The following is an 18450-nucleotide window of genomic DNA, read 5'->3' on the forward strand; positions in this document are numbered from 1 at the left end:
GAGAGGGGGGGGAAAGGTAACCCATGGGACGGGAATACTGAGGGCGATGGGACCTTGGTTGTTGCGCTACCCAGGCGGTAGTGCGGGGCCGAAGAGGTCCTGGGCCACGCTGACGATGGCTGGATCGAAGGTGCGGCCGCTCTCCTCACGAAGGACCTGGAGGGCGGCCTGGGCGGTGCGTACCGCATGATAGGGACGGAGCGAGGTGAGAGCATCGAAGGCATCAGCCACGGCGATGACGCGGGCGAGCAGCGGGATCTCCTCCCCCCGCAGCCCAATAGGGTAACCACCGCCATCGTAATGTTCATGTTCGTGTTTGACGATGGGGCTCAGTTCCTGAAATCCATGCAAGGACTTGACGATCTCCTCCCCGCGCAGGGGGTGTTGCTTGATCACGGCCCATTCCGCGGCATCAAGGGGACCGGCTTTGTCGATGATTCGCCGGGGAACGCCTACCTTGCCCACATCGTGCAGGAAACCAGACAGCTTGATCTTGGTCACCTCTTCTTCAGGCAAGCCTAGCGCTCTGGCCAGTTGCGTGGCGAACTCGGAGACTCGCCGCGAGTGACCGACCAGATAGGGGTGTTTGGCGTCGACTAGTTCAGCAAAGAGGTTCAGGGCCCTCTCCAGGAGGTCGGGGCCGCTTAGGGATCCCGGCTCCGGCAGGGAAGCGCTGGCCCGTTGCAGAAGGTCGGGGAGGCGGTCTGCAGCGAACAATTCTTCATAGAAATCCCTCTGCTCAGCGAAAGAGCGCATGAGCACGGCAAACATCTCGGGCGAAAATTCGTGGCCCGGTCCGCTGCGCTTGGCATGCTCTAGAACAGCGGGCAGTTTCAGCGAGGGGTAATAGTGATGGCGAGCGTCAAAGTCATCGGCCAGGCGGAGGATGTGCCCTCCCACCAGAATCTCCTCGCCCTTCTTCTGGTTAGGGTAACCGCTGCCATCCCACCACTCGTGGTGGTCGAGAATCATATCGGCTATAAGGTGCAGCCCGGGAAAGGGTCCAGGGATGGAGCGGACGATTTGGGCGCCACGGATGGGGTGATGGCGGATGATCGGATCGGCCATTTGAGCGGCGATGGTGGGATAGTGAATGATGTGGTTGGCCGCCCCCACGCCTCCTACATCGTGCAGCAGCCCGGCGTAGAAGACCTCCGCCCGGTGGTTGGGGAGGAGGTCTCTGGCCAGCACCTCGGCGACGAGGGCCACACGCCAGGCGTGCAGCACCTTGCCGTGTTCATCATAGTCCATCATTATGGCCAGGGCGGAGGCCAGCTCGGCAAAGGTGAGCGTCACCGGGATCATACTACCCCCTTCAGTAGGGGCGACCGGCCGGTCGCCCCTACTTTTATCACCTATCTAACGAGCGCATGTTGCCGATGAAGGCGCTATTCAACAAATAGCCCTGCACATAATACCACATTGGCCGATTTCGGCAAGTCGCTGGGCGAGGATGAGCAACAGGGGTTCCCAGGGGGCTGTAGGGGCACCCTTGCGGTTGCCGGTGTAGCCCCTTTGGCTGGGACCTGGAGATGTGCCCCAGAGATCAAAAGGCAGGGCGATCTTGAATCCTCCTTCGGAGGAGGGGTTTGGGGAGATATTCACCCTCTTGGGCCTGATGACAGCGGGGCATGAGAACCATATAATGAGATAAGTCAAGGAGGGTTCCCCCTCCTTGGAGGGTCTAGGGCTCCGCTCGAAGGAGTAGGGGCGAGGTCACCTCGCCCCTACCTATATATCCCCCCTTCTCCTGGAGGGAGAATGGGGCAGGGGGGATGAGGGCAGTTCCCCTGAATGAAGTGCTTGGCCATTGGGGGCCCTTGAGGAGCATAAGCGAGGAGGTTTGGAGTAAGAGCAACCTCGCGGTTGCCCCAGTTGGTTAGGAAACGTTATACGCTATCGTTTCTGATGAGGATGGGGGAAACATGGAAAGATTGGAATTCAATAAGATCTACAGTATGGATTGCCTGGAGGGGATGAAATATATCCCGAATGGTACAATAGACCTTGTTATAACCGATCCCCCCTTCGCCATAGCATTTAAGGCGAAGAGGAGTAATTATAATCGGACACGATCTCGGGTTTTAGATGGCTATAATGAAATTCCGCAGGAAAAATATTATGAGTTTACCCTCCAGTGGATGAAAGAAGTATATAGAATTCTAAAAGAATCCGGCAGTATGTATGTTTTTTCGGGATGGAACAATCTCAAAGATATTTTGCTGGCCGTTGACGAAGTGGGTTTTATCACTGTTAACCATCTTATTTGGAAATATCAATTTGGGGTTGTGACAAAGAGAAGATTTGTCAACTCGCACTATCATTATCTTTATGTTTGTAAGAACGACGGAAAAAGGAAATTTTTCCCTTATGCGCGGTACGCTAAAAATGCCAAAAATAAAGAGAATAGAAGTCTGCATTATGAGGATAAAGAAGATGTCTGGTTTATAAAAAGAGAATATTGGAACGGCGATCAAAAGACTCCCACTAAACTACCGGCGGAATTGATCAAGAAAATATTGATATATTCAAGTGAAGGGGGAGATATTGTTCTGGATCCGTTTTTGGGTTCAGGGCAGGTGGCTGTAGTCAGTAAAATGCTGGGAAGACAATATATAGGATTCGAAATTGTAAAAGAATATTATGAATTTGCTAAAAAGAGGTTGGAAGAGGGTATTTATAGAATAAAGGCGGGCACGCCCAAGCAGGCAAATTTTGGCTTAGCAAAGACTTCTTTTGTACTGGGAACGCCGGATGAAATCTCGCCAAAATGTTAGTGGGGGTATGTGGCGAAGTAAATGTAGAGACGGAAATTCCTATCACCGAGCCAGAAGTGGATGCAAGATTGTTTGGAGAACCCATATCCATTAAGACGATTACAGGTAAGGGTTTTGGCGGCGTCAAGCTGATATGGACTGTTGATGCCGAGAATTATAAAATTGGAAGGAGTGGCTGAGATGAATTATTGGTTGACAGTAGGGACGCTCAAAAATTGGAAAGAGACGTTTCAAAAAGGTAATATCTGGGGCTTTAGGGAGAAACAAAGGCATCGTTGGAATACTCTGCAAGAAGGAGATGTGATTTTGTTCTATGCTATGCGGCCAGTCGCTGGCGTAATTGGATACGGAACCGTGAGGACGAAGTTTCGCCAAACTCAACCGCTTTGGTCTGAAGAACTTGATAAAAACGAGGTAATATGGCCGTTGCGCTTCGAGTTTAACGTTGAACATTGTCTTCCGCCAGGCAAATGGGAAACAGAGAAGCTAACCTCTGAGCTGTTAAGGTTTAAAGCAGGACTGAGCTTTCGGCAGGTTGAGGCTTCGCTGGCTCAAGAGATCATCGCAAAGTTTAAAGAGCGCCCTATGGTAGAGTTAGAAGAGCCGGTCTCTCATAAGGAGATTAAGCAGAAGCTGATCGAGATTGGCAAACTGCAAAATTATATTGCTGAAGGGGAATATCCTTTTGACATGGGAAGACTCGACGTTGTCTGGAGGAGAGTAGAGCGATCTGTGCCGACATACGTCTTTGAGGTTAACGTAAAGGGCGATCTTTATCATGATCTATCCAAGCTGAAACATGCTTTCGACCTATGGAATAGCCATATTTTTATGGTAGCTTCAAATACAGACGACGCTAAAGTAAGGCATCTGCTTTCGGGAAGCTTTCATGAGATTGCCGGGCGTTTGAAATTCATCAATTTAGAAAAGGTGGAAGAGCTTCATAGAAGTAAGAAACATCTTATTGAGCTCGAAAAGGAGCTGGGTATCGAAATATGAAGGAGGCAAATTGTGGGCTCGCACGTCTGGGCAGAACAATGTCCATATTGTGGCTTTGAAGATATGATCGTTTCCAGCTATGACAGCTTCTACTTTGAGATAGCTTGTCAAATATGTGGTTATGCAAGATGGGTTGAAGAGAGGGTGCCGGATAATCACGACGTTGAGCTTGCAAAACGGGCACTGAGCGAAATGGACGCTGAAGAAAAACAGAAGGCGATGCAGCTATACGGTGAGGATAATATCCCGCTCATTGCTAGACTAAAGGGAAATTCCTGAATGCAGAATAAGGGGAGGAAACTACTGAGCCGAGTGTGAAGGGAACTTAATCTATTTGAGTTGGTACGAAAATACCGGTCTCAGGCCGTCTCCAGGGCAGCTTTGTATCCCAAGGCTTGGATGCGGCGAACATCCGGTGCAAAGGCATTTTCATCTTTCGTGGTGTCCTATGCAAGTGGGATATGGACGATTTGGCAGATAGACTTCTTTGATCATCGCTATGAGTCTTGATTGATCCGCATCTCCTCCATCAGGAGTGCCTGGAGGCGTCTCTCGGCGCGGCGGCGCAGGGCCGTGACGGCCTGGGGGCGTGATTTGTAGCGATGTCCACCAGGTCGAACTAGGTCACCATCTAGCGCCATTCCTTGGCTACAAACTGGCTCCCGTTGTCCTGCACTAGGTGCGGTCGGACCCCACCCCGCTTGTCCAAGAACTGCTTGACCGCGTTCACCGCTTTCTCTGCTGCCATCGTCAGCACCAACTCCTCAGGCCACACCATACCGACTGTAAGAATCCAGCACGTTCACCAGGAAGTACCAGCGGCCCACCATCCTCTGGGCTGATGCGCCGACTTTGACGTCTTTCCTCTTTGCTAAAAGGCTTGCTCTCTTGCTTGATTGCTTGGTTAAAATTTGATATACTGTCAATGTGTAAAGGGGTTAAAAGAGGGAGCAGGTGACTATGAAAGAGAAAGCGATACCAACCATCGAGGAAATAAAGGAGAAAACTGTTCCTATCTTGAGGCGTTATGGCGCGAGAAAGGCTGGGGTCTTCGGGTCGGTCGTGCGTGGGAAGATGCGCCGGCGCAGTGATATCGACCTTTTGGTTGATCTTCCTGAGCCCATTGGATTGTTCGCCTTCGTTGGGCTTCAACAGGAACTTCAGCAAGCTTTAGGCCGCAAAGTGGATTTAGTCGAGTACGAAACCATCAAGCCGCACATCAGAAAACGGATTCTCGCTGAAGAAGTTCCAATCCTATGACAAGGGGGCTCACGCTATATCTCGACGATATTCTTGAGTCCATCGCTAAGATACAGGAGTACACCAAAGACATCACCGAAGAGCAGTTTCTCCACGATACACGGCTTCAGGACGCAGTCTTACGGCGCTTGGAGATAATCGGCGAAGCTGCGAAGCACATTCCCAAGCGGGTCCGTACGCGCTATCCCCAAGTCCCCTGGCAAAAGATCGCCGGCACGCGAGATATCTTGATCCACGAATACTTTGGCGTGCGCTTACAGAACGCCTGGAAGGTTGTTCAGGAAGACCTCATCGACCTTAAACTCAACCTCCTCAAAATCAAGGAAGACCTTTCCTGAAAGAACTGTATACCATGTATCACAACATTACTCCTACCCTAGGTTAGGGGGCTTCCTCTAGAATCCTTAGTTTCTACCCTGGGCTGATGCGCCGACCTTGACGTCTTTCTATGTCTCTCCCTAGTGCGTCTTCTCCATCAGGAGTATCTGGAGGCGCCTCTCGGCGCGGCGGCGCAGGGCTGTAACGGCCTGGGGCGTAACGCTGAGGTGGGCCGCTATCTGGTGTGCTGTCTGCTCGCCCCAGTAGATGTGCTTGATGACCTCTTGCTGCTTGGGCGAGAGGGAGGCGATGGCTGCTAAGAGTCGTCCATCTCCGGACGGAAGGGTTGAGGGGTTGTCCTTGGGCGCGGCGAGGAGCGCTGGGTCGAGGGTGGCTCGCTTTTGTTGTTCGCGCCGTTCGTGGCGCAAGCAGCGCTTGAGTTCCCGGTTCAACCTCCGTTTCAGGATCTCCTCAAAGTGGTCGTCAGTTTCTAGGGTTGTGGCTGTCTCCCAGAGAATAAGGGCGAACTCTTGCTCCAGATCGGTGTCCTCTAAGGCCCCCAGAGTGCCACGGTAGGGCAGATGCTGGAGACGTCGCAGCCGGGTGAAGAGGGGTCGGAAATGTTCCTGGAGGAGGCGGAAGGCCTCCGCATCGCCGCTCTGGATCGCTTGAAGCAGAGTGCGTAGCTGGTTATCCTCTTGATCGGGCATTGTGACTCTCATCCCTCCTTACCCCCCTTCTCCCGCTGGGAGAAGGGGGAAAATAGCTAGGTCGAAGATTCTTCGAGTTGAAGCCCTAAGCCCCCCTGTATAGAACATTTGTTCTACAAACATAGTAGATCAACCTTGTCCCCCTGTCAAGCCCCGGCGTTAGGAAATTTGGGGTCAATGTTGTTTTCGAGAGGGGCTTGATGGGCTATATGTATAGAACAAATGTTCTACTAATCAGCAGGAGGCGAGTCCTATGGCTACCGAGGGTGGCAGCCGGCGAAGTCGCCGCGGAGGTCAGAAGGCGGATACAACCGTAAGACAGCACGGCTTTTATGCCCATATCTTCACGCCTGCTGAGCAAGCCGACCTAGCCGCTGCCCTCGGTGATCCCAGCCTGGCCGACGAGATAGCCCTTTTGAAGGTACTGATTCGGCGCGCCCTCGCTGAGGAGCCTGACCTGAAGATGGTCAGGGCGGCCGTGGATACCCTTTGCCGGGCCCTCAAGGTGCAGTATGCCCTCAGAGGTAAGGCGGCCAGGAACCTGGAGGAGGCCCTGGCCAAGGCCCTCGATGAGATCGGTAACGAGCTGGGGATGAGCCTTTAACTGACTGAAATGAGATGAGCAGGATTACTATAAAGGGGAGGGGAGGGGATGATGTTGAATAAGGCTCTAGCCCGCTGGGGCCGTCATAGCCAGCGAAAGGTCTCCATTGACGAGCGACCAGGCTGCGCCTATGGCCTGGTGACGCGGCGTGGGTTGGACGATCTCAGTCAAGACTTCGAACGTCTGGAGCTGAAAATAAATGGCCTCATCGGAGGCGTGGTGCTCACTTTCTTCTTAGAGCTATGGAAGGCGTGGCATTGAGGAGCTACGAGCAAGCTTTGCCAGCAGCCCTCAGCGACCTGAGCCTCTTCAGTCGCTGGATCATCGGACGTCCCCTGCGCCCGTACCAGCTGGAGCCAGCCCGGGCTATCCTAAATTCCGTCTTCCAGCGGCGTGGCTCTTGCCTCTCCCTTATGATTAGCCGTCAGGGTGGCAAAAACGAGATGAGCGCTCAACTGGAGTGCTACCTGCTAAACCTGTTTCAACGGGTGGGAGGCAACATCATCAAGTGTGCCCCTACCTTTAAGCCCCAGGTGATCATCTCCAAGCAACGGCTGGAGAGGATGCTCCAGAACCCCTGGAATAGTGGGCGCTGGCGGGGCGAATGGGGCTACGTCGTGCGCCTGGGCGAGGCTAGGGCGATCTTCTTCTCGGCCGATGAGTCGGCCAATGTCGTCGGGGCGACGGCCGACATCCTCCTGGAGTTCGATGAGGCTCAGGATATCGCCCTGGAGAAGCACGATCGAGACTTCGCCCCGATGGGTGCGACTACCAACGTTACCAGGGTCTACTACGGGACGGCCTGGGATGAGAACACGCTTTTGGAGAAGGTGAAGCAGGATAACCTGGAGCTGGAGAGGAAGGATGGTATCAAACGGCACTTCGAGTATCCCTGGTGGGTGGTGGCTGAGCATAACCCACTCTATGGGCAGTATGTGGAGGGCGAGAAGGCCCGTCTGGGGGAGAGCCATCCGCTTTTTCGGACTCAGTACAAGCTGGAGACGATCGCTGGGACCAGTGGCTTGCTTTCCGCTTCCCAACGGGCCCAGATGCAGGGGGAACACTCCCGGCAACATCGCCGTGAGGATGAAGAGGTGTATGTTGCTGGCGTAGACATCGCTGGCTCGGATGAGGTGGCGGCCGATGCGGCGCTACGGGCGGCGAAGCCACGCAAGGACAGCACGGTGATCACTATCGCTAAGCTCGATTTCTCCCTTATCTCCGACGCTATCCTTGAGCCTCGGCTGCTCATCGTCGAACACTTGTGGTGGACGGGTCGTTCTCATCGCCAGCAGTACGAGCAGATGCTTGACCTGCTGCGCAACGTCTGGGGCTGTCAGCGGGTGGTTGTCGACGCGGGTGGGGTGGGGGGTGGGGTGGCGGACTTCCTTGAGGCTGCCCTGGGACCTAGTGTGGTGGAGAAGTTTGTCTTCGGCGCTGCCTCGAAAAGTCGACTGGGCTACGGTTTGCTAGCGGCGGTCAACAGTGGGCGGCTCAAGATGTATGCCCCTGATGGCTCCGCTGAATGTCAGGAGTTCTGGCTGGAGTGTGAGCGTGCGCGGTACACAGTTGGGTCTAATCAGACCTTGAACTTCTTTGTCCCTGAGAGTGAGGGGCACGATGACTTTTTGATGAGCCTGGCCTTAACCGTGGAGGCGGCAGGAAGTTATGGGGTGGCTCCGGCGGCAGCCATAGCAGAGGGGATGCTGGGGTATCAGGATGGACGATATTAAATTCCTGCGCAGGCAGGTCTGAGGAGGGAATATAGTGAACTGGGTAAACCTACGCGAGACCATCGCCAATCGTCTCTTCGGCGACATCATCCAGTCCCGTGTCCACGAGGCCATCACCCTGGCCGAGGAGGACAAGCGCTGGCGGCACCTCTACGGCACCAGCCGCGATGTCTCCTTGACCGAGCTGCTGGAGAACATCAACGACTCGGCCGAGGCCTACCGTGTCAACCCTTTAGCCTACCGCATCATCGAACTAACCACCGATTACGTCCTCGGTAAGGGCATGCGGGTAACGAGCCAGGACGAGGAGATCCAGCAGTTCATCAACGAGTTCTGGAGCCACCCCCTGAACCAGATGAATACCCGCCAGTTCGACCTCTGCACCGAGCTATCCCTGGCCGGTGAGCTCTTCGTCACCTTCCATACCAACCCCTACGACAAGATGACCTATGTCCGCTCCATCCCCGCCGCCTCCATCGACGAGATCGAGACCAACCCCGACGATATCGAGGACGAAACCCGCTACCACCGCAAGGCCGAGTCATCGGCAGGGGGCGCCACGGGCATGCTCCGATCGTCCGCAGGGCGCTGGTGGTCTAAAGACGACTGCCACCATTACGCCATCAATCGCCTGGTCGGGGCGGTGCGCGGCCAGGGTGACCTCGTCCCCCTCCTCCCCTGGCTCAGACGCTACAAGGACTGGCTCACCGACCGGGTCAGGATCAATAAGTTCAAGGGCGCTTTCCTCTGGGACGTCAAGCTGCTCGGCGCCGATCGAGCCGCCATCCTCAGAAGACAGGGGGAGCTCCTGGAGCCGCCTAACCCCGGCTCGGTCATCGTCCACAACGAGGGCGAGGAGTGGAAGGCGGTCCAGCCCCTGATCGATGCCCAGGCCGTTGAGCCAGATGGCAAGGCCATGCGCCTCATGATTGGCGCTGGCGCAGGCGTCCCCCTGCACTTCCTGGCCGAGGGCGAAAGCGCTACCAAGGCCACGGCCCAGGAGATGAGCGGACCCACCCTGAGACACTTCGAGCGCCGCCAGCTCTACTTCGGCCACGTCATCACCGATATCGTTGCCGAGGCCTCTAGACGCAGGTTCGGAGACACGCTCCGTCCCATCCTAAAAGCCCAGTTCGAAGACCTCACCACCGAGGATACCTTGTTATTAGCCCAGGCCTCTGGCCAGATCGCCCAGGCCCTGGTCACCTTCCGCGACCAGGGCTGGATCGATGACGCCACGGCCAGCACACTGGTCGCTAAATTCACCGGAGGAAGAGAATGAGCAAACTATCCCAGGAAGAGCGAGACGCCCTCCCCGCTAGCGCCTTCGCCGTCCCCGCAAAGCGCCTGCTGCCCGTCCACGACCTCGACCACGCCAAACTAGCCTGGACCCAGGTCGATAGAACCGAAGGGCTAACCGCAGAGGAACGAGAGCAGGCTAAGAAGCGCATCATCGCCGCCCTCAAGCGCTTCGGACTAGACGTCTCCAACTACCAGGAGGCCAAGGAGAGCACCCTTTCGGGGGCCCTCGAAGGGGTAGACGAGAAAGGAGGTTTATTAGAGGTCACCATCATCAAGCCCGGCCTGTCGGCTAACCGCCTGGAGTACTCAGACGAGGTACTCAGAGAGAGCCTGCCCCTCTGGGAAGGCGCCGCCGCCTTCTGCGACCACCCCGATGCCTTGGACCAGACTAGAGCCGGGGGCCGCTCCGTCCGCGACCTGGTGGGGGTCTACTCCGCTCCCCGCTACGAACAAGGCATCAAGGCCAGGCTCAGGCTCTACCCCACCGCCTCCTGGCTCTACCAGACCATTGCCACCGTCCTGGCCGATAAGGAGGCCGGCAAGCCCATGCCCAAGATCGGCATATCGGCCGATATGGTGGTGCTAAAGGAGAAGATAGGCGATCGTTTCAAAGTCCACAAGATCAAGCAGGTCAACTCGGCCGATGTCGTCTTCCAGCCCTCGGCCGGTGGCGCCTTCGAAAGGGTGTTGGAAGGACAAGACATAACAAAAAAGGAGGACACAATGGCAGACAATCAAACGGAAATGGAAGAGAAGAAGTTAGAGGCTACGGTGACGGTCAACACCGTCAGCGAAGCCCTGCAAGCCCAATCGAAGATTCTTCGAGAAGAGCTCGAAGCGCTCAAGCGCCAGCATTGCGCCACCGTCCTGGAGGCCAAGCTATCCGCCTCCGACCTGCCCGAGGAGGCCAGAAAGCAGCTCAAAGAGCGCTTCGAGTCTCAGGCCTTCGAGGCAGAAGCCCTGGACAAGGCCATCACCGACGTCAAAGCCCTACTAGCCTCCATCGCCAGCGGCCAGGTCATCAAGGATATGGGCCAGCCCCGTATCTCCCTCGGCGCCGATCCTTTGGCCAAGGTCCAGATGGCTATGGAAAAGCTCTTCGGTCTGGAGGTCAAGGATCCCTCAGTGCCAAGGCTCTCGGGCATCCGGGAAGCCTACATCCTCATCACCGGCGATAGGGGCTTCACCGGCCGCTACAACTGGGAGGAATCCATCGTCCGTGAGGCCAACGAGGTCACCACGTCCGTCATGGCCGACGCCCTGGCTAACGTGCTCAATAAGCGCCTGGTCAAGGACTACGCCGGACAGGATAAGTGGTGGGAGCCATTCGCGGTCAAGACGCCCGTCAAAGACATGAAGCTCCAGACCCGTATCTTGCTCAACGACTTCGCCGCTCTAGCCGACGTCGTCGAGAACGCCGCCTATGCCAACCTGGCCTGGGGCGATAGCAAGGAGACCTATACCCCCACCAAGCGCGGTAACCTCGTCTACGTCACCCTGGAGACCATCATCAACGACGACCTCCGCGCTGTCCAGCGCATCCCCTCTAAGCTCGCCTCAGCCGCCGCCATCACCATCAACGAGTTCGTTAGTGGCTTGTTCACGGCTAACGCCGGCCTGGGCTCCACCATGGCCGATACCTTCACCGTGTTCCACGCCAACCACGGGGGCAACACGGGCACAGCCGCCCTCTCCAGCGCCGCCCTCCAGGCCGCTATCACCGTCGTCATGAAGCAGACGAACTCGGCCAGTAAGAGATTAGGCCTCAAGCCCCGCTGGCTGCTCATCCCGCCTGATCTGCTCTGGACGGCCAGGACCATCCTGGAAAGCGTCGGACTACCAGGCACGGCTAACAACGACATCAACGTCACCCGTGGCGTCCTAGACATCATCACCATCCCCAACTGGACCGACGCCAATAACTGGTACCTCATCGCCGACCCTGTGGCCATCGAGTCCATCGAACTGGGCTTCCTGGAAGGACGTGAGGAGCCTGAATTGCTTGTCCAGGATAACCCGACCAGTGGCACCGTCTTCACCAACGACGCCATCTCGTTCAAGGTCAGGCACATCTACGGCGGTGGCTGGCTCGATTACCGTGGCGCCTACGGCAGCGTGGTAGCATAGGCCCCACCGGGGTAGGGGCGTAGGGGCGAGGTCACCTCGCCCGTACCCCTCGCCCTATATCTCCTTCTCCCATAGGGAGAAGGAGGATAAAGGAGGATGAGAGATACAATGGGTAAGACGAACTTCGACGAACTAGAGCTTGTAACCAACCTACCTAATACCGAGCTAGCCTCACCCAACGCCGAGGATACCATCACCTTCTACGTCGCCGGCGCCCAAACCGTCGGCACGAAGAAGGCCGCCGCCCTGATCGGCAAGGCCGCCACCATCACCGATGTCCGGGCCTACCTGGATACCGCACCCACCGGGGCCACCTTCATCGTCGACGTCAACATCAACGGCGTAACCGCCTTCACCACCCAGGCCAATCGCCCCACGATAGCTATCAGCGGTAACGCCAGCACGACGACACTGCCCGATGTGGTAGCACTGGCCGCCGGGGATCGCCTCACCATCGATGTCGACCAGATCGGCTCCACCGTCGCCGGTAGCGACCTCTACGTCACCATCACTATCAAGAGGGCGCACGTAGCATGAGCGGCATGATCGACGAGAGAGGCGAGACGATCCTATCAGCCAGGCTCACCTGGTCCATCACCACCACCGCCGGCGTGGATAACGCTCTGGCATCAGCGACCAGGGCCGCCGAGACGGGCAAGACCCACTACATCGTCGCCATCGCCGGCTCCTTCCGTGGCGCTGATCCCGCCCAGAAGGAGCTCCGCCTCAAGGACGGCAACCCCGTAGTCTTCGAGACCATGATCAATGGCCGGGCCGTGATCACCTTCCCCGTCCCCATTGCCCTCACCAAGGGCAACGCCGCCACCGTCGACCTGGAGGCCAGCGGCACGCCAGGCGTCACCGGCTGGGTCGCTATGGTCGGCTTCACAACTTAATTTAGGGCTTGCGTGGGGTGCTTGCACCTCCCCACCCCACGCAAGCCCCTACCACAGTAGGGGCTGGGGCAAGCCCAGCCCAAGAGGGGGAGGGTAAATATACACAGGCGAGGGCGTTTAAGAGGCTCTAGAGAGCCTCTTAGAGGGAGTAGGGGCGAGAGGTCCCCTCGCCCTATATTCCTCCTTCTCCCTTGAGGGAGAAGGAGGATAAAGGAGGATGAGGTAAAAATGGACCAGTACCAGGAGATCATCCAGCGGCAGCTCAATGAGGCATACCAGCGCCTTGCCTACCTCGAAGAGGAGATCAAGCGGCTGGACAAAATACTACGCCTGAAGGAGAGAGACAAGAGCAATGGCCACTCTAACAACCCTAAGAAGTGACCTCCGTATCGACCTAAAAGACCAGCTCTCTGAGCGCTGGAGCGATAGTGAGCTAGACCGCCACATCGCTAGGGCCGTCGCCGAGTACCAAGCCGCCTGTCCGCAAGTCAGCAGCGTCTCCAAGCCCGCTACCGCCAGCCGCTGGTACGACCTCTCCGCCGAGACGGGTTTCATCCATTGCGAATCAGTCGAGTATCCCATCGACGAGTACCCGCCAGAGTTCCGCAGCTTCCGTGAGTACAACAAGCAGGTCTATATCTGGGGCGATGCCCCCACCGTCGGCGAAAACATCAAGTTCCGCTACGCCAAGTCCCACGTCGTCGATGCCGCCGGCTCCACCATACCCACCATCCACGAACAGCTGCTCCTCTTGGGCGCCAGCGCTTACGCCACCCTGGAGTGGGCCAACTACGCCATCAACCGAGTGAACGCCTACGATGATACGCCAGGGCAATACCGAGAGTGGGGCAACGAACGCCTAGCCGAGTTCAAGGCCGAGCTCAAGCGCATCGCCGCCATCCGCGCTGGCGTCAGCCTCCCCATGCTCTCCTGGGAGCTGTCCGAATGACCAGAAAACAGCAGATCGCCCGCATGGTCGCCATGGGCGAGACCAATCACGCCATCGCCTATAAGCTAGGCATCAGCCGCCATACCGTCAAAAACCACCTCGACCAACTCCGCCTCGAGCTAGGCTCCTCAGGCCGTGCCATGATCGCCGCCTGGGCCGCCTTCCAGGGGCTGGTCAAAAGGGACGAGATATGCAAACGGTAAGCATCGGTGCCATCGTCGTCCACGACTGGCGCTTGCAGCTCCCTGGCAACGAGAACTACCAGTATCGTTCGCTCTCCGACATCACCCAGATCGTCATCCACCATTCCGCCGTGGATCACGACAACACCGCCTTAGAAATAGCCGACTACCATACCAGAGTCCTCGGCTGGCCCGGCATCGGCTACCACTTCCTGGTCCACCAGGACGGCGTCCAGGAATACGTCGGCGACGTCCTCACCATCCGTTATAACGTCGCCAGGCGCAATCAAAATATCATCGGCATCTGCCTGCCCGGTAACTTTATGGCGAAGCCCCCAGGAAGGGTGCAGCTGGAAGCCGCCAGAGACCTCATCGCCAACCTCCAGTACGCCCTGGGTTGGTTCGTCCCCGTCGCAGGCCACCGCGATACCACCGCACCAGGCTTCGAAACATCCTGCCCAGGCAATACCTATCCAAAGTGGCAGAGCTCACTGAAATGAGGACCCTTACTTCCACACTCCAAGACGCCCAGCAGAAGGGCAGCCGCAAGCCCTATATCCAATCTATCATCGCCGACCAGCCCATCGAGGTCCCCCGCTGGCCCTGGTCCAGCCTCTACACCGGCACTGAGGAGGATCGCTTCTTCGACGCCGTCCTCGATAGAGGAGCCACCGGCATCGTCCGCGCCCGTATGACTAGCCTCGGCGCCGTCTACTGGCAGCGCATAACCGACCCCACTCAGCCCACCCAGTGGTCCACCTGGTCCCAGATGTACCCCGATGCCACCATGAGCACCGTCAGCCAACTATCACTCTCCACCATCAGCGCCCATACCCGCATCTTCCTGGTCGACTACGACAAAATCCGTGTCTGGTGCCGCGATACGTCCGACTATGTCTCCTGGTCAACCCTGGAGGCCGTGAAGCCAGGCGTGGCCGGGAACGAAATCTGGGCCATAGGATCGCCCGATGGGGATTCTGACTATTGCGTCATGGCCATCTCGCCCACGGGCGCCGACCCCAACGACTACCTCGTCGTCTATAAGCGCAGCGCCGGCGTCTGGTCCGTGGACGCCACCGATACGACCTTGTGGTCCAACATCGACCAAATCCACGTCGTCAAGGACGGCACCACCCTGCTCATCGTCGTCTGCGGCACCGGCCCCTGCCATATGACCGCCTACTCCTATAATACCGTGGCCAAAACCTTCGGCACCGCCTATAGGCTCCTGGAGGCCGCCGCAGGCTCAGGCTTCGAGTACTATAACCCCACCATCGTCCCATCGATCAAGTTCGCCGCCCTGCCCCGCTTCGCCCACTTCTGGGCCGAGGTCTACGGCGGCACGCCAACCCATAGCCGCCTCAACTTCTCCATCTCCCCAGCCAGAACCGAACTGGCCGAGATCGTCCCCATCAACAACGCCAGCCAGTACGGCTTGCGCCTGCTCCAACTCGGCGGCTACTGGTACCTCATCGGCGCAAAGTCCGCCAAGCGTTGCCCCGTCTACTCAGGCGCCGCATCCGAAAAGGTGGACGTCTCCGCCGATCTCCTCGCCTACACCATGGTCGAGCGCGGAGACGCCAAGCCGCCTCGCCTGGGCCAGCCGCAAAGGCTAGTCCTGGAACTCAACAACGAGGACGGACGCTATGCCAACGTGGGGGTGAGCGGCACCTACCAGGCCGTCAAAGAGGGCAGCCAGATCGCCCTCAAACAGGGCTACGTCACCAGCGCAGGCAACGAGGCCGTCTGGGCCACGCCATTTTGGGTCGATCGGGTCTACTTCTGGCGCGATGAGAAGAAGGGCAGAAGGCTCATCGTCGAGGCCATCGACGCCCTCTCCTACCTCGATCGCCTGGCTGTCACCCACCAGATCACCTTCACCAATAGGGACCTGGAGTTTTTACTCAAATACATCCTCAACCGTGTCTGTGGCCGCCTGACCAACTCCACCCTCACCAACCTCGACCTAGTCATCCCCTCCTTCACCCTCCAGCCCGGCGAGAGCTACCTCACCGTCTTGCGCCGCATCCTGGACAAGGCCGGCATCGGCTTGCGCTTCCGTACCTACGAAAGCGCCACCTCCCCCCCCGGCTTCGATAGCGTCGAGGCCGTATGCGTAGACCTGTCCTCAGCCACTAGCAGCTACACCTATGGCGGTAGCTCCCACCCCCTCGTCTCCTACCGCTTCGATAGCGTCGGCCAGAAACAAAACCACTACGAGGTCACCGGCCAGAATTGGGCCTTCGGTGAACGCTTCGATTGGACCCACCTGGAGCTGGTGCTCAAAGACCTCACCCTTAAGATCGAAGACCTCAGCCTGGATACCGAGGCCGAGTGCCTGGATAGAGCACTGTACGAGCAGCGAGAGGCGAAACGGGAGGGACAATCGGGCTGGCTAGGCGTCTATGCCAACGTCGGCCAGGAGGTGCTCGACGTCATCACCATCACCGAGTCCGCCGCCGGGTTAGCCTCGGCCACCAGGCGGGTCAGGCTCATCGAAACCATCTACGACACCAAGCGCAGCCTTTTCCAGCAGCGTATCGAGCTAATAGGAGTGGGTGTATGACCATAGAAGGACGACGCTCGTTCGATACCAGCGTCTTCGCCAGCTTCAGCCCAGGCGTTGAGGGCACGCCCCAACCCTCCATCGCCAGGGCCGAGCTGTATAGCTTCGATAGCACCAATTGGGTGGCCGAGGTGCGCCTGATGGGTAGTAGGCCCACCAGGATCGCCGGCGTGAAGGTGAACAAGGGGCTGGTCAGCGCCCAGGTAGCGGCGGCCACGATGTGCGCCGTGTTGTTTTTCGATCCCCAGAATCCCAACGATGCCTTAGTCATCGCTGTCTGGGGATAAGTCGTTATGGATGTCATGTCCGAACGCTTCGGGGCTAGAAAGGACTGTATAAAGGCCAGGATCCCCAGCCTTATACAAAATTTATACAGGGGCGTAGAGGCGAGGTCACCTCGCCCGTATCCCTCGCCCTTAAGGAGGTAAAAAGTGGAGATGCAAGAGTTCCTTGGTCTGGCCGGTGTGCCACTGATCATCGCCCTGGTCGAGCTGGTCAAGCGTGCCTTCCCCGGCTTGTCCAATCGCTATTATCCCTTGGTCAGCCTGGCATTAGGCGTAGCCCTGAATACAGCCATCGCCTACCACCTGGGCACCGATCGCCTAGAGGGAGCCTTCCTCGGCCTCATCACCGGGCTAGTCGCTAGTGGGCTCTACAGCGGCGGCAAAACAGTGGTGAACCGCTCGGACACCCCAGACGCAGAGAGACCCTAATAGTGCGGTGGAGACGATCTCCCCGATTGACTATCCATGATATAATGTCTCTGAGGGGGATGGCCATACGCTTTTTCCTCGCGGCTGCCCTGGGGATGGCCGCTATCTCTCAACTATCACTGCCCTGGGAGGTCTACTATGCGGCTTACGATCGTTCGTCTCTTTTTAGCGGTGGTCCTGTGCCTCGTCCTTTTACCAGGTGGTTCAGCCTTTGCTGCTGGAGGTGTCTCAGGCAAGGTAGTGGATGATGGTGGAGCTGGGATAGCGAACATCCCCATCCTCATCTGGCAGGGGACGGCACCGTCTGGTCGGCCCTATGAATGGCCACCGACGACAAAAAGTGGCACGGATGGCAGCTACAGCTATGCCGACCTGCCTGCTGGGCAGTATACCCTCGTGGCCAACGCTGGGCCGGCGGCTAATGCCATCTATACATCGTCGGACCCGGTCACGGTCACGGTGGGGGAGGGGCAGACGGTCACCCAAAATCTCACCATCTCCTTCGTCAACGTCAAGGGGAGGATACTCAAGCCGGATGGCACCGCGGCGGGACAGGGCGAAGCCGGGGCCCTCGTCTATACGGCCGATCGGGCTGTGAATAAGTTTGGGATTTGTGATGCCAACGGTGTATTCAAGGTCGGTGGGCTCAGTCCAAATATCTACTACGTGCAGCTGCAATCTGTTGATTTGACCAATGTGGTTGCTCCTGACCCAACGATCTTCCGACTGACCTCGGCCACTGAGGTGATCGATCTGGGCGATCTTAAATTTGATGCCTCCATTAAGCACCTGGATGTCACCGTGCGGAGGAGTGATAATACCCCACCTGGTGGGGCGGTGATGGTTAATGCCCATAAGCATGGTGCGGCCACCAACATCAACGCTTTCACCGATGCCCAGGGCCAGGCTCGTTTAGAGCTGCGCCCAGGTGATTGGGAGGTCATGGTCCTGCGCGATATGCGACCGGGAGCGGCGGAGCCGGATTGGGCCTATGGTAAGCCGCCGGTGGTGATCTACTTCGCTGACAATCAGATCGAAGAGACCAAGTCCATCTCCTTCACCGTGACGGCAGCCCCGCACACGGTGACCGGCGCGGTCAAGAATCCTGATGGCACTACCCCGGCCGATAATACGGTCTTCGTGGTCATCCATAATCAAGAGGGGCTGGGTAACAACGGGCCTGTCCAAGGGGGGAGATTCAGCATCAGGGTGCCTGGTGGCAGCTATCTACTTGGCATCCACACCGGGAGTGCCACGGTTGGTGCCCCACGGCTGAACCCCTTTATCGTACCTGATACGGTGGGGACGACAGAC

At 57.6% G+C, this 18450-nt stretch carries 25 protein-coding genes; 21 read left to right on the forward strand and 4 right to left on the reverse strand.

The window, feature by feature from the left end:
* Positions 1-66: 66 nt before the first annotated feature.
* Entirely contained in the window at positions 67-1305 is a 1239-nt protein-coding gene (locus M1136_00855; protein MCL5074191.1) for an HD domain-containing protein, read from the reverse strand.
* A gap of 620 nt (positions 1306-1925) precedes the next feature.
* On the opposite strand from M1136_00855, the gene M1136_00860 reads away from it, so the two are divergent.
* From M1136_00860 to M1136_00875, 4 genes are read left to right on the forward strand one after another with little or no spacing between them, the layout of a single operon-like run.
* Positions 1926-2777: a site-specific DNA-methyltransferase gene (locus M1136_00860; GenBank protein MCL5074192.1), complete on the forward strand. Its 852-nt coding sequence runs from the start codon at positions 1926-1928 to the stop codon at positions 2775-2777.
* Positions 2771-2956, forward strand: a complete 186-nt coding sequence (locus M1136_00865; protein ID MCL5074193.1) for a ThaI family type II restriction endonuclease — start codon at positions 2771-2773, stop codon at positions 2954-2956. Before M1136_00860 ends, M1136_00865 begins: the two co-directional genes overlap by 7 nt.
* Position 2957: 1 nt before the next feature.
* Positions 2958-3776: an EVE domain-containing protein gene (locus tag M1136_00870; protein ID MCL5074194.1), complete on the forward strand. Its 819-nt coding sequence runs from the start codon at positions 2958-2960 to the stop codon at positions 3774-3776.
* A gap of 12 nt (positions 3777-3788) precedes the next feature.
* A complete protein-coding gene (locus M1136_00875) occupies positions 3789-4055 on the forward strand; it encodes a hypothetical protein (GenBank protein MCL5074195.1) in 267 nt (88 codons plus the stop codon).
* 218 nt (positions 4056-4273) lie between these two features.
* Here M1136_00875 and M1136_00880 read toward each other — a convergent pair whose 3' ends face one another.
* Positions 4274-4417, reverse strand: a complete 144-nt coding sequence (locus tag M1136_00880) for a hypothetical protein (GenBank protein ID MCL5074196.1) — start codon at positions 4415-4417, stop codon at positions 4274-4276.
* Complete coding sequence (locus tag M1136_00885) at positions 4408-4524, reverse strand: transposase family protein (protein ID MCL5074197.1); 117 nt, start codon at positions 4522-4524, stop codon at positions 4408-4410. Before M1136_00885 ends, M1136_00880 begins: the two co-directional genes overlap by 10 nt.
* 212 nt (positions 4525-4736) lie before the next feature.
* On the opposite strand from M1136_00885, the gene M1136_00890 reads away from it, so the two are divergent.
* Positions 4737-5036 carry a nucleotidyltransferase family protein gene (locus tag M1136_00890; protein ID MCL5074198.1) on the forward strand — a complete coding sequence of 100 codons (300 nt, stop codon included), beginning with the start codon at positions 4737-4739 and terminating at the stop codon, positions 5034-5036.
* A complete protein-coding gene (locus M1136_00895) occupies positions 5033-5374 on the forward strand; it encodes a DUF86 domain-containing protein (GenBank protein ID MCL5074199.1) in 342 nt (113 codons plus the stop codon). Before M1136_00890 ends, M1136_00895 begins: the two co-directional genes overlap by 4 nt.
* A 120-nt stretch (positions 5375-5494) precedes the next feature.
* Here the strand turns inward: M1136_00895 and M1136_00900 are convergent, their stop codons facing one another.
* Positions 5495-6064, reverse strand: a complete 570-nt coding sequence (locus M1136_00900) for a sigma-70 family RNA polymerase sigma factor (protein MCL5074200.1) — start codon at positions 6062-6064, stop codon at positions 5495-5497.
* Positions 6065-6317: 253 nt separating this feature from the next.
* On the opposite strand from M1136_00900, the gene M1136_00905 reads away from it, so the two are divergent.
* The 15 genes from M1136_00905 to M1136_00975 form a co-directional block, all read left to right on the forward strand.
* Positions 6318-6668, forward strand: coding sequence for a hypothetical protein (locus tag M1136_00905; protein ID MCL5074201.1), 351 nt, complete (start codon positions 6318-6320; stop codon positions 6666-6668).
* Positions 6669-6716: 48 nt separating this feature from the next.
* A complete protein-coding gene (locus M1136_00910; protein MCL5074202.1) occupies positions 6717-6929 on the forward strand; it encodes a hypothetical protein in 213 nt (70 codons plus the stop codon).
* On the forward strand, positions 6926-8401 hold the full coding sequence (locus M1136_00915) for a hypothetical protein (protein MCL5074203.1): 1476 nt from the start codon (positions 6926-6928) through the stop codon (positions 8399-8401). The genes M1136_00910 and M1136_00915 overlap by 4 nt, the downstream gene beginning before the upstream one ends.
* 34 nt (positions 8402-8435) lie before the next feature.
* Positions 8436-9683 (forward strand): phage portal protein, encoded by a 1248-nt coding sequence (locus M1136_00920; GenBank protein MCL5074204.1) that lies wholly within the window; start codon positions 8436-8438, stop codon positions 9681-9683.
* Positions 9680-11830, forward strand: a complete 2151-nt coding sequence (locus tag M1136_00925) for a Mu-like prophage major head subunit gpT family protein (GenBank protein MCL5074205.1) — start codon at positions 9680-9682, stop codon at positions 11828-11830. The genes M1136_00920 and M1136_00925 overlap by 4 nt, the downstream gene beginning before the upstream one ends.
* Before the next feature lie 96 nt (positions 11831-11926).
* The gene (locus tag M1136_00930; protein ID MCL5074206.1) at positions 11927-12367 is read left to right on the forward strand and encodes a hypothetical protein; all 441 of its coding nucleotides are present in this window, start codon (positions 11927-11929) and stop codon (positions 12365-12367) included.
* Positions 12364-12726, forward strand: coding sequence for a hypothetical protein (locus M1136_00935; protein MCL5074207.1), 363 nt, complete (start codon positions 12364-12366; stop codon positions 12724-12726). The genes M1136_00930 and M1136_00935 overlap by 4 nt, the downstream gene beginning before the upstream one ends.
* Positions 12727-12954: 228 nt before the next feature.
* A complete protein-coding gene (locus tag M1136_00940) occupies positions 12955-13107 on the forward strand; it encodes a hypothetical protein (GenBank protein ID MCL5074208.1) in 153 nt (50 codons plus the stop codon).
* Positions 13079-13675, forward strand: a complete 597-nt coding sequence (locus M1136_00945; protein MCL5074209.1) for a hypothetical protein — start codon at positions 13079-13081, stop codon at positions 13673-13675. Before M1136_00940 ends, M1136_00945 begins: the two co-directional genes overlap by 29 nt.
* Complete coding sequence (locus tag M1136_00950; GenBank protein MCL5074210.1) at positions 13672-13878, forward strand: helix-turn-helix transcriptional regulator; 207 nt, start codon at positions 13672-13674, stop codon at positions 13876-13878. The genes M1136_00945 and M1136_00950 overlap by 4 nt, the downstream gene beginning before the upstream one ends.
* Complete coding sequence (locus tag M1136_00955) at positions 13866-14357, forward strand: peptidoglycan recognition protein family protein (GenBank protein MCL5074211.1); 492 nt, start codon at positions 13866-13868, stop codon at positions 14355-14357. The genes M1136_00950 and M1136_00955 overlap by 13 nt, the downstream gene beginning before the upstream one ends.
* Positions 14354-16423 carry a hypothetical protein gene (locus M1136_00960; protein ID MCL5074212.1) on the forward strand — a complete coding sequence of 690 codons (2070 nt, stop codon included), beginning with the start codon at positions 14354-14356 and terminating at the stop codon, positions 16421-16423. Before M1136_00955 ends, M1136_00960 begins: the two co-directional genes overlap by 4 nt.
* Positions 16420-16710 (forward strand): hypothetical protein, encoded by a 291-nt coding sequence (locus tag M1136_00965; protein MCL5074213.1) that lies wholly within the window; start codon positions 16420-16422, stop codon positions 16708-16710. The genes M1136_00960 and M1136_00965 overlap by 4 nt, the downstream gene beginning before the upstream one ends.
* A 144-nt stretch (positions 16711-16854) precedes the next feature.
* A complete protein-coding gene (locus M1136_00970) occupies positions 16855-17136 on the forward strand; it encodes a hypothetical protein (protein ID MCL5074214.1) in 282 nt (93 codons plus the stop codon).
* A 138-nt stretch (positions 17137-17274) separates the two neighbouring features.
* Positions 17275-18450, forward strand: a 1176-nt coding sequence (locus M1136_00975; protein ID MCL5074215.1) for a carboxypeptidase-like regulatory domain-containing protein, incomplete at its 3' end; no start/stop codon positions are given.

This window comes from Chloroflexota bacterium (assembly GCA_023475225.1).
Lineage (GTDB): Bacteria > Chloroflexota > UBA6077 > FW602-bin22 > JAMCVK01 > JAMCVK01.